This window comes from Neorhizobium sp. NCHU2750, assembly GCF_003597675.1.
Taxonomy (GTDB): domain Bacteria; phylum Pseudomonadota; class Alphaproteobacteria; order Rhizobiales; family Rhizobiaceae; genus Neorhizobium.
Map to the genome: position 1 here is coordinate 2,089,295 of NZ_CP030827.1, position 12,440 is coordinate 2,101,734.

Below are 12,440 nucleotides of genomic sequence, written 5' to 3' on the forward strand. Positions count from 1 at the left end.
CACAGACGACAGCCTATATCCGCCAGGAAATGGTATCGCCGCAGCCCGCTCCCATGGGACAGACCGGCGCATCCCACTGGGTGCGGACCAAACTGCTGGCAACGCCCAAGGACGTGGTCCTGACGATCATCGCCCTTGCTGTGCTGGCTTATATCATACCGAACATCGTCAACTGGCTCTTCGTCCAGGCCGTCTGGGTGGGAAGCGACAGATCCGCCTGCGCCACCATCGTGCAGGGTGGCGTCCTTCCGGATGGACAATCCGGCGCCTGCTGGGCCTTCATCGGAGCGAAATTCCAGCAATTCATGTTCGGACGCTACCCGATCGATGAAAGATGGCGGCCGGTCCTTGTCGCGGTCCTGTTCATCATCCTGCTCATACCCATGCTCATTCCAAAAGCCCCCTACAAGGGGTGGAATGCGCTGGCGTTGTTCATCATTCTGCCCTTCGTCTCGTTCTTCCTGCTGATCGGCGGCGTCTTCGGCCTGCCGCATGTGGAGACCGAACTCTGGGGCGGCCTGATGGTGACGCTGATCCTGTCCTTCTTCGGGATCACCGTGTCCTTGCCGCTCGGCATCATCCTGGCGCTCGGGCGACGGTCGACCATGCCGGTCATCCGCACGCTCAGTGTCGTCTTCATCGAGGTGATCCGCGGCATCCCGCTGGTGACCGTGCTGTTCATGGCAAGCGTCATGCTGCCACTGTTCCTGCCTGACGGCTGGACGTTCGACAAACTGCTGCGCGCCCTGATCGGTGTATCGATCTTCTCGTCGGCCTATATGGCGGAGACGATCCGTGCGGGCCTGCAGGCGATACCCAAGGGTCAGTTCGAAGGCGCAGATTCGCTCGGCCTCAGCTACTGGCACAAGATGCGCCTGATCATCCTGCCGCAGGCGATCAAGCTGGTCATCCCGAGCATCGTCAACACCTTCATCGGGCTGTTCAAGGACACGTCGCTGGTTTCGATCATCGGCATGTTCGACCTGCTCGGCGTCGTAACCCTCAACCAGTCGGACCCGAACTGGTCGACACCGGTCACGCCGGTCACAGGATATGTGTTCGCCGGTTTCGTTTTCTGGGTTTTCTGCTTCGGCATGTCGCGCTATTCCTCCTTCATGGAACGGCACCTCGACACCGGCCACAAGCGCTAGCAGCCGCAACATAAATATAAAGGGACAAATCATGGCCGAGACCCAAGCCAAAAAAATGACCGTATCAAGCACCGACGTTGCGGTCGAAATTGTCGGGATGAACAAGTGGTATGGGGATTTCCACGTTCTGCGCGACATCAATCTGAAGGTGATGAAGGGCGAGCGCATCGTCATCGCCGGCCCGTCTGGCTCCGGCAAGTCGACGATGATCCGTTGCATCAACCGGCTGGAAGAACACCAGTCGGGCAACATCATCGTCGATAATATCGAGCTCACCAACGACCTGAAGAAGATCGACGAAGTGCGCCGCGAAGTCGGCATGGTGTTCCAGCACTTCAACCTCTTCCCGCACCTGACCATTCTGGAAAACTGCACGCTTGCCCCGATCTGGGTGCGCAAGATGCCGAAGAAGGAAGCCGAAGAGATCGCGATGCACTATCTGAAGCGCGTCAAGATCCCCGAACAGGCGAACAAGTATCCGGGCCAGCTTTCCGGCGGCCAGCAGCAGCGTGTGGCCATCGCCCGCTCGCTCTGCATGAAGCCGAAGATCATGCTGTTCGACGAGCCGACCTCGGCTCTCGACCCGGAAATGGTCAAGGAAGTCCTCGACACCATGGTCTCGCTTGCCGAAGAAGGCATGACGATGATGTGCGTCACCCATGAAATGGGCTTTGCCCGTCAGGTCGCCAACCGCGTCATCTTCATGGACCAGGGCCAGATCGTCGAGCAGAATTCGCCGGCCGAATTCTTCGACAATCCGCAGCACGAGCGCACCAGGCTCTTCCTCAGCCAGATCCTGCACTGATATCGCGCCCGGAAGTTCCTCTCGGACTTTCTCCGGCACTAAAAGACAAAGGGCGTCCCGCTGATTTCGGCACGCCCTTTTTGATTTGGATATCTGAAGGACGGCCCGGTCACCTTGCCATCCACCACCCGGCAGTCTCACCACCTGTAGGAATAATTGGCATTCACGCTGGCAATCGTATCGGCATCGGAAAAGCTGCGATTGAGATTGCCCGTCAGCGTGATGTTCTTGCCGAGCTGTTGCTCGATACCGACCGACGCACCGAAACTGTCGAAGCTGTTGACACTGTTGGCCGACGCGATGAAGGCCGTGCCCGTATCCGCGCGGCCGAGCCTGATGGACTGGCTCGCGTCGATGCCGGCCCAGTCGCCCTGCACGCCATCATAGCGGAGCGTATAGCTGCTCTGCCGCTCGACATTGTAAGTCGGGGTGGCGATCTGCTTCTCGTAATAGTTCATAGAGATCGACGCCGTGTCGGCGAGGCTGTCGAGATCGAGGCCGATGTCGCGTGACATCTGATAGGCCGGCCGATTGGTATCCGCCGTCTTGATCTTGCTCCAGAATTTGAGCGGCGTATCGACGACCTCGCCGGTCTTGGAAGCATCGACGCCGAGATCGAAACCGGCCTCCGGCTCCAGCCGCATGGGCAGCCGCATGCCGAGTTTCACCGCATAGCTCGTGTCGGAATTCTTGATGGGTTGCCAGATCAGCGGCAGGTCGTCGGCATGGGCAGCCCCCGAACCGGCGGCGATCAGCACCACCATGCCGGCCGCGGCAAGAATATGCCTGTTCATACGTATCCCCACTCGAAGGCTCAAAGACAATGCAAAGGCCCGGGCCGCACCATGCGGCCCGCCAACAAACCGTTTTCAATGTATTGAAGGCGCCAAAGCGGGAGCCCCTGCTCCCGACGCCGATCTACCTTCCCCTGCGCGACGCAACGGAACCGATGCCTGCGATTATACTGCAATTTGCAGTGCACAGAAATCACAAAAGGTTTTTCGCATATGCGAACAAGCACAGGTAAAATGTCTTAGCCCGGCTCCCGCGGGCACCAGTCGGAGACCGACACGGGAACAAATGTCAACTCTGGCCGTTGCAGGTCTCAATTCCAGGGAGACGGCGATGAAATCCATCCTAGCATCCGCCATTTTGGCTGCAGCGCTGGCCAGCAGCCTCACATCCGCCGCATCCGCGGCCACCATAACCTATGGCAGCGTGGGCATTACCCGCGGGTCTGATGTCGATGCCCGCTATATGGCCGCCCGCGATTTCTGCAGCCGTGAGGCTGAAACGCCACCGCGCGGCACCTATCACATCGGCGATTTCTATTATCGCACGGCGCTGCGGGCCTGCCTCTATCGCCAGGGATTTTCGGCTGAAGGCGAATACGCCTACCCGGTGCCGCTCTTCGGCAGCCCGTCCCGCCATCATCGCCATAAGTGATCCACAAGTCGGACTGCCGCCCGCATGACAGCGGTCCGGACAGAATGCTACAGCCTCGGAAAACGGTCTGAACCGACCGCCTCAGCGATGTGGCTTGCCGCCATGCTCTCTATTCGTTCGCGCGCAGAAAATTCTCGCGCTCAGGATGGCTGGCTATATTTCCACGACCTTCGGATAAAATGCCCGAACCACGAAACTGGACGGGCGTACATGTCGTTATGACCTTGAACTCAAAGGGTTGAGCGGTATTTGTCATCGCGGGCCGTGAATTACATTTCACGGCCGAATAATTTACTCAGCATAATCCATTTGAGGAACCTCATGAAAAAGACCGGCATTATCGCAACCGCCGTTTCGGTTATCCTGTTCTCCACCTCCGCAGCATTCGCGCAGAACTCCCCCTCCACGCATGATCGCATGTCGGGCCCGGCACATGGGCATCACCATGTATATAAGCCCCGCCATCATCAGCGGTGCCACTACGTGACCAAGCGCGTTCGCCATCACGGCCATTGGGTCAATCAGAAGGTTCGCGTTTGCCGCTAACCACACGGCGAAGCCTGGTCCATGCCGACCGGGCTTCGCCAGCCAGCGCTGAACACTTGCCCGGCTTGCTGATACGCGAAGGAGTGGCGGCGAAAGACTTCGCAAGACCGCCGGCAACCCGATCGCACGGGGTTGTCACTCATGTCTTAGGTACAGAATGCTACCTATGTCTTCGGTATGGACAAGGAAAGTGGTGGCGACCCCTGCAGGACTCGAACCTGCGACCTGCTGCTTAGAAGGCAGCTGCTCTATCCAGTTGAGCTAAGGGGCCTTGACTGGCACGCGTTACGAAAAACGGCGCGCCATGAAATTCAGTGTGTCCAGGGCGTCTGCCGGTTGAACCGGAAATTGTCCGTATAGGAAATCGCCTGGCGAGTGGGTTCCTTCGGCTGGATGACCCTGTATTCGATGCCTTCGCGCTTGGCATAGGCTTCGGCCAGTTCCTGCGTTTCGAAAGTCAGCCGCAGTTGCTGTTTCATGTCCGAAGACGAGGTATAGCCGAACACGGGATCGATGCTGCGCGGCACTTCCGGATCGAATTCCAGAACCCAAAGATGCGTCTTTGCCTTGCCCGACTGCATGGCAGTCTTTGCCGGACGATAGATCTTTGCAGCCATGAGCCTCAATACCCCGTAAATCGATCGGCCAGTCTTGCCACTTCGCCCTTTCAAAAGCGTGAAGGCGGCTGACTCGCGCATGCTGCACATTCGCAGCCATAACGCTTTTGCCGCGTCGATGATCCATTGTCAACGACGACGGCGTAGGCAAATCATCGAACGATTGTCAGTGTCTCGGCCGCGCGGGTGATCGCCGTATAGAGCCAGCGTTCGCGCGTGTCGCGGAACGCGAAACTCTCGTCGAACAGCACGACATTGTTCCACTGCGAGCCCTGCGCCTTGTGGCAGGTCAGTGCATAGCCGTAATCGAACTCGTCATAGCGCTTGCGCGTAGACCACGGGATTTCCTCCTCGCTCTCGAACGCAGCCTTGAGCAGCTTGATCTTGGCCGCACCGCGATCCATGTCGTCGTCTTCCGGCCGGATCATCAGGTTGATGCCGGGCTTCACCGTCTCGCGCGATGCACTCATCACCTGCCAGAGAGAACCGTTGAGCAGGCCCTTGACCTGATCGTTCCTCAGGCAGACCAGCTTGTCGCCCGATTGCGGGTAGTCGGCGGTAAAGCCTTTCAGCTCGCGCAGGCGCTGATTGTAGCGCTTGCGGGTGCGGTTGGTGCCGACCAGAACCTGGTCGCAATCGAGTACCAGATCCTGGGTCACCTCATCGCGCGAAATCACCTGCGCCTTGCCATAGTCGCCATACATGATCTCCTTGCCCTCACGCACCTGCATGGCGAGCTGGATGATCGGATTGTCCTGCGCCTGCCGATGGATCTCGGTCAGGAGGTAGTCGGGCTCCTGTTCGGTGAAGAACCCGCCGCCCGAAACCGGCGGCAGCTGACCGGGATCGCCGAGAACCAGGATCGGCGTGCCGAAGCTCATCAGATCGCGGCCGAGTGCCTCATCGACCATCGAGCATTCGTCGATGACGATCAGCGCCGCCTTGGCGACCGGGCTCTGCCGGTTGATCGCAAACATCGGTGCAATCGAGGTCTTGCCGGTTTCCTCATCTTCGACCGCCTCCTCGCCGCGCGGGCGATAGATCAGCGAATGGATCGTCTTGGCATTGCGCGCACCGCGCGAACGCAGCACCTGCGCCGCCTTGCCGGTAAAGGCAGCAAACAGCACCTCGCCATCGACATGCTCGGCAAAATGCTTGGCGAGCGTCGTCTTGCCGGTCCCGGCATAGCCGAACAGCCGGAAAACCTGGCTGCGGCCATCCTTCAGCCAGCGCGAAACGGCCTTAAGGGCCTCGTCCTGTTGCGGTGCAAATTGCATGGCGCGACTTGGCAGGATTCTTCAAGAAAGCGCAACAGAAAAGAACGAAAGATGAATCAAAGCCGGGGATCGCATAAGCGCCGGACATCAAATTCGCCATCGCGCGAAAATTTCGTATCTCGACGGGAATAAACCGCCTCCCGCCGGTGTCATGACATCAGCGGCCGGGAAAGAGCCGCCTTTCGAAATCAGGAGACGATCCATGAAGACGATCATTCTGACAGCCGTTGCCATCGCCGCGCTGACGACCTCGGCCCTTGCCGCAGAACCATTCAAGACGGCCAAGACCGCCAAGGGCGACGTGCTGACCGGCGAAAAGGGCATGACGCTCTACACCTTCAAGAACGACAAGGCCGGCACCTCCAACTGCAACGACAAATGCGCCCAGAACTGGCCGCCGGCCATGGCTGCTTCCGATGCGAAGGCAGAGGGTGCATACTCCATCATCACCCGCAAGGACGGGTCGAAACAATGGGCCAAGGACGGCATGCCGCTCTATTACTGGACCAAGGACATGAAGGAAGGCGACATGACCGGCGACGGCATGAATGGCGTCTGGCATGTCGCCAAGCCCTGATCTTCCCGACAGCAGGAACTCGGCGGCGGCGCGGGAGGATGACGATCCCGCGCCGGTCGCCTTCGAAACGCGCATTCTCGCCCTCCTGCCGCAATTGCGCCGCTACGCGCGCAGCCTGACGCGATCCGACACGGAGAGTGAGGACCTGCTGCAGGATTGCGTCGAGAAGGCGCTTTCCAGCCGCAGCCAGTGGCGCGGCACCAATTTCAGGGCCTGGGCCTACCGCATCATGACCAACCTCCATCTCAACGCGCGCCGCAATCGCGCCCGTCACCCCTCGGTGACGCTCGATGAAACGGAGATCGACCACCTTTCCGGTTCGACCGGCGACCCGCTGGAGCAGGGCCGCCTCGCCCGCTCCCTGGCAAGCCTCGCGCCGGATGCCCGCGTCGTGCTGATGCTGGTCGTCGTCGAGGGACACAGCTATCAGGACGTCGCGGATATGCTCGACATTCCCATCGGCACGGTCATGTCGAGGCTGTCGCGCGCCCGCGCGGCACTGAGAGAAAACATGCGGGAGGAAAACGTCATTCCATTGCGGAGACCGAAATGAACCAGCGCCCCCCCATGTCACCACCGCCCGTGTCCGAGGAAGAGCTGCACGCCTATGTCGACGGCCTCCTCGACGATGACGGGCGGCGGCGCGTCGAAGCATTTCTGGCCGAAAATCCGGCGGCAAACGAGATGGTCCTCGACTGGCTCACTCAGAATGACGGTTTGCGCGCCGCCTTTGCCGGCTACGCGAGATCGACCTCATCCGATGTGAGACTGGTTTCGACGCCCTTGCACGACCAGCGGCGACCGCGCCGGCGCCTCGCGCTTGCCGCTGCAGCAGTAGGCATCTTCGTGCTGGGAGGCATCACCGGCAGCCTCGGCCCTGCCCTGCTCAAGAAGCCGGATATCACGCTGGCCTATACCGATATCCTGCCACGCGAGGCCAAGAGCGCCTTTCTCGTCTATGCAAGCGAGGTACGCCACCCGGTCGAAGTCTATGCCGACGAGGAGGCGCATCTGGCCACGTGGCTCGGCAAGCGTCTCGCGGTCGCAGACCTCAAGGTGCCGAACCTGCAATCTCTCGGCTACCGGCTTGTCGGCGGCAGATTGCTGCCCGTGGCAGGCAAGCCGGGCGCGATGTTCATGTATGAGGATGCCGGCGGCAAGCGCCTGACGGTCATCGTCGGGCGCGACCCCGAAAATGACACGACGAGTTTCCGGTTTGCCTCTTCCGGTGGCCTTGAGACCTTCTACTGGATCGATGGAGGCCTGGGCTATGCCGTCACCGGCGAGGTCTCACGCACCGTGTTACAGAAGGTCGCGGAGGAATGTTACCGGCAGTTTCCCTCCTGATTGTCGCTTGGCATTAACAAAGCGCGGCTTAGACTGGACATAGCGAATATCGGCCGAGGAAATTGCCATGCCCGACATGCCCGTCACCCGCCTTCCATCGGGAATATCCGTACCGTCTCTTGGGCTCGGAACCTGGAAGATGGGCGAGGATGCCCGCAGCGCTGACCGGGAAGTCGAGAGCCTCAAACGCGGCCTCGACCTCGGCATGACACTGATCGACACGGCAGAAATGTATGGCGAAGGCGGCGCCGAGATCATTACCGGACGGGCGATTGCCGACCGACGCGACGAGGTTTTTCTGGTCTCCAAGGTCTATCCCTGGAATGCCAGCCGCCGCGGCGTGATCGACGCGTGTCACCGCAGCCTGTCGCGCATGAAGACCGACCGTATCGACCTCTATCTTCTCCACTGGCGCGGCGAACACGAACTGGAGGCCACGGTCGCAGGCTTCGAAGACCTGCGTGAAACCGGCAAGATCGGCGCCTGGGGCGTTTCCAATTTCGACGCAGACGACATGGAGGGATTGCTCGACGTGCCGGCCGGCGAAAACTGCGCCGCCAATCAGGTTCTCTACAATCTGTCGCGGCGCGGCATCGAATACGATCTCCTGCCTTGGTGCCAGCAGCGCGGCATCCCGGTCATGGCCTATTCGCCGATCGAACAGGGCCGCATCCTGCGAAATGCCGAGCTTGTGCGCATCGCCAAGGCCTATCAGGCAACCCCGGCGCAGGTCGCGCTTGCCTTCCTCATCAGACAACAGGGCGTCATCGCCATTCCGAAATCATCGAGCCCCGAGCGGGTCGAGGAAAATGCCTGTGCCATGGCCCTCGACATCAGCGACAGGGATTGGCAGGCCCTTGACCTTGCCTTCCCGCCGCCGCGCAGAAAGCTGCCGCTCGAAATGCTATAACGCCTTGCGACCCGCAACGATCGCCTCGATCGTCCGGAACACGTCCGTCGCCTCCCATGTCTCGGGATTGCGATAGACGGGGTAGTGAATGAAGGCAGCGGCAGCGAGATGATCGACGCTGCGTGTCACCACTCGGCGACGCGCAATGGTGCGCCGCGCCTTGCTGCTCATCCGATCCTCAGTCAGTCCCCAGCCGGAATAGAACGGTGCCGCATAGCAGCGGACCGGCACGCCGCGCAAAAGCGCATCGAAACCGAACTGGCTTGCCACCGTCCACACCTCATCGACGGCCTTCAGGATTGCGGCCGCGGATACCGGCTCGGAGGAAAGTTCGACGCCCGAGCGGCCGGCAGCGATTTCCGTGAGATACCCGCGACGATAGCCGGCAATCACATCCGGATGCGTGCGCACGATGCAATGCGCACCCGTCGCCAGCGCTTCGTCGAGCATCAGTTCAAACGACTTTTCCGACCCGAGCGAGCGCGGCACGGAGACATCGCCACGCACTTGGTCGACAAGGAGGATTCGCCGCCGGCCACTCTGTTCGAAGCGTGGCTCGTTGTCGGGAAGATGATTGTATTTGGAAAGTCCGTGCCGGACGATCGCATCCTTCACGTCGGCTCCGAGCCCTGCATCAGCATCATCGGCCTCAGCGATCAATCGCTCCAGCCTTGAAGCAGCCGATGCATCGGTCGAAAGTCCGAGATCGTCGACGACGATCGACAGCGGCAGCGAGCCGGATTTGCCGAGACCGACCGAGCGCAAAAAACCGTCCTCCAGCCGCCAGTGCGGGAGGAAACGGGCGATTGCGATGGCCTTGGTGATCTTGGAACCGATCCGCCCGCCCCAGGCGATCGTGCCGGCAATGCCTGGCGTGAAGCAGCTGAGGATCTCGTCGAGCCCCAGATAGTCCTTCACCCATGGCAGATCGTCCCGCAGCCAGTGCATGGAGCCGATCGGCGTACCGATCGGGAGAAGCCAGGGCTTTCCCCCGATCCTGTCGGGATCATCATGTTTCAACGCGGACACCATCTTCGCTGACGTTATCGTGGATATCCGCCTAGCGCGGACGGTGCCCTTTGTCGATGGCGGATAAAACCGCCGTTACATGCCTTGCGGGCCACGGTTCATCGCCGCGATGCCGGTGCGGCAGATCTCGATCAGCCCGAGCGGCTTCATCACGGCGACGAACTGGTCGATCTTCGACGACTTGCCGGTGATCTCGAAGATGAAATGCTCGACCGTCGCGTCGACCACCTTGGCCTGGAAGGCATCGGCAAGCCTCAGCGTCTCCGCCCGCCGCTCACCCTGCCCGACCACCTTGACCAGCGCCACTTCGCGCTCGATCGGCCGTTCCTGACCGAAATCACGGGCGCGGACCGTCAGGTCGAGCACCCGATGGACGGGCACGATCCGCTCGAGCTGGGCCTTGATCTGCTCCAGCACGGTCGGCGTACCGTTGGTGACGATGGTAATTCGCGATAGGTGAGACTCATGTTCGGTCTCCGAGACCGTAAGGCTCTCGATATTGTAGCCTCGCCCCGAAAACAGGCCGATGACGCGCGCAAGCACGCCCGGCTCGTTGTTGACGAGAACCGATAGCGTGTGGTTCTCGACCTTGGCGGTCTCGGGGCTGATGAAATAGGCGGAGCCGGTCGGCTGTTGATGTGCGTTCATGATCTTGGGTCCGTTTCCTCAAGCGTTGCTTTCACATGCGGCAGCCCGTCTCAGACGAGCTGACGGCCCTTTGCATCAATCGCGGTGGCAACCGCTTCGTCCGTCGCATCGTCCGGCAGCAGCATCTCGTTATGTGCCTTGCCCGACGGGATCATCGGGAAGCAGTTGGCGAGATTGGCAACGCGGCAATCGAAGATGACCGGCTTCTTGACCGCGATCATCTCGGCGATCTTGTCGTCCAGTTCCTTCGGATCGTCGCAATACATGCCGACGGCACCATAGGCTTCCGCCAGCTTGACGAAGTCCGGCATAGCCTCGGTATAGGAATTCGACAGCCGGTTGCCATGCAGCAACTGCTGCCACTGGCGCACCATGCCCATATACTGGTTGTTGAGGATGAAGATCTTGACCGGCAGGTTATGCTGGATGGCACAGGACATTTCCTGGATGCACATCTGGATCGAGGCATCGCCGGCGATGTCGATGACGAGAGCATCGGGATGCGCCACCTGCACGCCGAGTGCCGCCGGCAGGCCGTAGCCCATAGTGCCGAGACCTCCCGATGTCATCCAGTGGTTCGGCTCCTCGAAGCCGAAGAACTGTGCCGCCCACATCTGGTGCTGGCCGACCTCCGTGGTGATGTAGGTGTCATGCCCCTTGGTCGCGGCATAGAGGCGCTCCAGCGCATATTGCGGCATGATCACGTCGTTCGAATGCTTGTAGGAGAATGACTTCTTCGCACGCCAGCGCTCGATATCCGCCCACCAGTCGGCCGTCTGCGCCTTTTCAGGCCTCTTCGGCAGGGCCCGCCACAGACGAACCATGTCCTCCAGAACATGGCCGACATCGCCGATGATCGGAATGTCGACGCGGACATTCTTGTTGATCGACGACGGGTCGATGTCGATATGGATCTTCTTCGAATTCGGCGAAAACGCGTTGACGCGGCCGGTAATGCGGTCGTCGAAGCGCGCACCGACGCAGACCATGACGTCGCAGTCATGCATCGCGAGGTTCGCCTCGTAGGAACCGTGCATGCCCAGCATGCCGAGCCAGTTCTTGCCCGATGCCGGATAGGCGCCGAGTCCCATCAGCGTCGAGGTGATCGGAAAGCCGGTCAGTTCGACCAGTTCGCGCAGCAGCTTGGAGGCTTCAGGCCCGGCATTGATGACACCGCCGCCGGTATAGAGGACGGGACGGCGTGCCGTCGCCATCAGCTCGATCGCCGCCTGGATGGCATTGAGATCGCCGTTGACCTTCGGCTTGTAGCTCTTCAACGCGGTCGCTTCCGACGGCGGCATGTAGGTGCCGGTCGCAAACTGGATATCCTTCGGGATATCGACGACGACCGGGCCGGGACGGCCGGTCTGGGCGATGCGGAAAGCCTCGTGGATGACGCCGGCGAGCTCGTTGACGTCCTTGACCAGCCAGTTGTGCTTGGTGCACGGCCGGGTGATGCCGACCGTATCGGCTTCCTGGAAGGCATCCGAACCGATCAGCGTTGTCGGCACCTGCCCGGTCAGGCAGACGAGCGGAATGCTGTCCATCAGCGCATCCTGCAGCGGCGTGACGGCATTGGTCGCACCCGGACCGGAGGTGACGAGCATGACGCCGACCTTGCCGGTCGAACGGGCATAACCTTCGGCCGCATGGCCGGCGCCCTGTTCATGGCGCACGAGAATATGCTGGATATCGTCCTGCTGGAAAATCTCGTCATAGATCGGCAGCACCGCCCCACCCGGGTAGCCGAATATGTGTTCGACGCCGTTATCCTTCAGCGCCTTCAGAACGATCTCCGCGCCAGTCATTCTGTTGTCTGGCATCTGGTTGTTGGTGTCCGTCATGTCCTCGTCCGTTCATTCCTGGATTGTTACCGGCGGCTCCTCCGAGCCGGATTTTGGGCATAAAAAAAGGCCCCTTGAGGAGCCTGTCTTTCCGCGCATGGGTGGCTGTCGCCGGACGGTTACACCGTCCTGCCCATGCGCGTTCCCACAAGAATAATTACCATCGAATTTTTCATGGTCGCGAGTGTTAACCGCATAAAGCGCATTCGTCAACGCGGCAGGCGCGCAAAATATGCGTGATGA

The 12,440-nt window shown here is 60.5% G+C and carries 13 protein-coding genes and 1 tRNA gene; 7 read left to right on the top strand and 7 right to left on the bottom strand.

Annotated elements, in window-relative coordinates; all coding sequences use genetic code 11:
- Positions 1-29: 29 nt before the first annotated feature.
- Together NCHU2750_RS10285 and NCHU2750_RS10290 are read left to right on the top strand one after the other, a co-directional pair.
- Entirely contained in the window at positions 30-1,151 is a 1,122-nt protein-coding gene (locus NCHU2750_RS10285) for an amino acid ABC transporter permease (RefSeq protein ID WP_502703844.1), read from the top strand.
- Positions 1,152-1,182: 31 nt separating this feature from the next.
- Positions 1,183-1,956 (top strand): amino acid ABC transporter ATP-binding protein, encoded by a 774-nt coding sequence (locus NCHU2750_RS10290; protein WP_119940349.1) that lies wholly within the window; start codon positions 1,183-1,185, stop codon positions 1,954-1,956.
- Positions 1,957-2,093: 137 nt separating this feature from the next.
- Here the strand turns inward: NCHU2750_RS10290 and NCHU2750_RS10295 are convergent, their stop codons facing one another.
- Entirely contained in the window at positions 2,094-2,750 is a 657-nt protein-coding gene (locus NCHU2750_RS10295; RefSeq protein WP_119940350.1) for a hypothetical protein, read from the bottom strand.
- A gap of 331 nt (positions 2,751-3,081) precedes the next feature.
- Here NCHU2750_RS10295 and NCHU2750_RS10300 point away from each other — a divergent pair, with 331 nt between their 5' ends.
- The gene (locus tag NCHU2750_RS10300; RefSeq protein WP_119940351.1) at positions 3,082-3,402 is read left to right on the top strand and encodes a hypothetical protein; all 321 of its coding nucleotides are present in this window, start codon (positions 3,082-3,084) and stop codon (positions 3,400-3,402) included.
- Between the two features lie 740 nt (positions 3,403-4,142).
- Here the strand turns inward: NCHU2750_RS10300 and NCHU2750_RS10305 are convergent.
- The 3 genes from NCHU2750_RS10305 to NCHU2750_RS10315 all read right to left on the bottom strand — a co-directional run bounded on the left by NCHU2750_RS10305 (position 4,143) and on the right by NCHU2750_RS10315 (position 5,842).
- Positions 4,143-4,219 (bottom strand) — tRNA-Arg (locus tag NCHU2750_RS10305).
- A gap of 40 nt (positions 4,220-4,259) precedes the next feature.
- The gene (locus NCHU2750_RS10310) at positions 4,260-4,565 is read right to left on the bottom strand and encodes an ETC complex I subunit (RefSeq protein ID WP_119940352.1); all 306 of its coding nucleotides are present in this window, start codon (positions 4,563-4,565) and stop codon (positions 4,260-4,262) included.
- A 152-nt stretch (positions 4,566-4,717) separates the two neighbouring features.
- On the bottom strand, positions 4,718-5,842 hold the full coding sequence (locus NCHU2750_RS10315; protein ID WP_119940353.1) for an ATP-dependent DNA helicase: 1,125 nt from the start codon (positions 5,840-5,842) through the stop codon (positions 4,718-4,720).
- 202 nt (positions 5,843-6,044) lie between these two features.
- Here NCHU2750_RS10315 and NCHU2750_RS10320 point away from each other — a divergent pair, with 202 nt between their 5' ends.
- The 4 genes from NCHU2750_RS10320 (at position 6,045) to NCHU2750_RS10335 (ending at position 8,676) form a co-directional block, all read left to right on the top strand.
- A complete protein-coding gene (locus tag NCHU2750_RS10320) occupies positions 6,045-6,419 on the top strand; it encodes a COG4315 family predicted lipoprotein (RefSeq protein ID WP_119940354.1) in 375 nt (124 codons plus the stop codon).
- Entirely contained in the window at positions 6,403-6,972 is a 570-nt protein-coding gene (locus tag NCHU2750_RS10325) for an RNA polymerase sigma factor (RefSeq protein WP_119940355.1), read from the top strand. The genes NCHU2750_RS10320 and NCHU2750_RS10325 overlap by 17 nt, the downstream gene beginning before the upstream one ends.
- Positions 6,969-7,766 carry an anti-sigma factor family protein gene (locus NCHU2750_RS10330; protein WP_119940356.1) on the top strand — a complete coding sequence of 266 codons (798 nt, stop codon included), beginning with the start codon at positions 6,969-6,971 and terminating at the stop codon, positions 7,764-7,766. The genes NCHU2750_RS10325 and NCHU2750_RS10330 overlap by 4 nt, the downstream gene beginning before the upstream one ends.
- Positions 7,767-7,833: 67 nt before the next feature.
- Positions 7,834-8,676, top strand: coding sequence for an aldo/keto reductase (locus NCHU2750_RS10335; protein WP_119940357.1), 843 nt, complete (start codon positions 7,834-7,836; stop codon positions 8,674-8,676).
- Here NCHU2750_RS10335 and NCHU2750_RS10340 read toward each other — a convergent pair.
- The 3 genes from NCHU2750_RS10340 to NCHU2750_RS10350 form a co-directional block, all read right to left on the bottom strand.
- Complete coding sequence (locus NCHU2750_RS10340) at positions 8,671-9,696, bottom strand: capsular polysaccharide export protein, LipB/KpsS family (RefSeq protein ID WP_245480379.1); 1,026 nt, start codon at positions 9,694-9,696, stop codon at positions 8,671-8,673. The two genes, NCHU2750_RS10335 and NCHU2750_RS10340, sit on opposite strands and share 6 nt — an antisense overlap.
- Positions 9,697-9,780: 84 nt before the next feature.
- Positions 9,781-10,353 carry an acetolactate synthase small subunit gene (gene ilvN / locus NCHU2750_RS10345; protein WP_119940359.1) on the bottom strand — a complete coding sequence of 191 codons (573 nt, stop codon included), beginning with the start codon at positions 10,351-10,353 and terminating at the stop codon, positions 9,781-9,783.
- A 50-nt stretch (positions 10,354-10,403) separates the two neighbouring features.
- A complete protein-coding gene (locus NCHU2750_RS10350) occupies positions 10,404-12,197 on the bottom strand; it encodes an acetolactate synthase 3 large subunit (RefSeq protein WP_119940360.1) in 1,794 nt (597 codons plus the stop codon).
- Positions 12,198-12,440 lie beyond the last annotated feature (243 nt).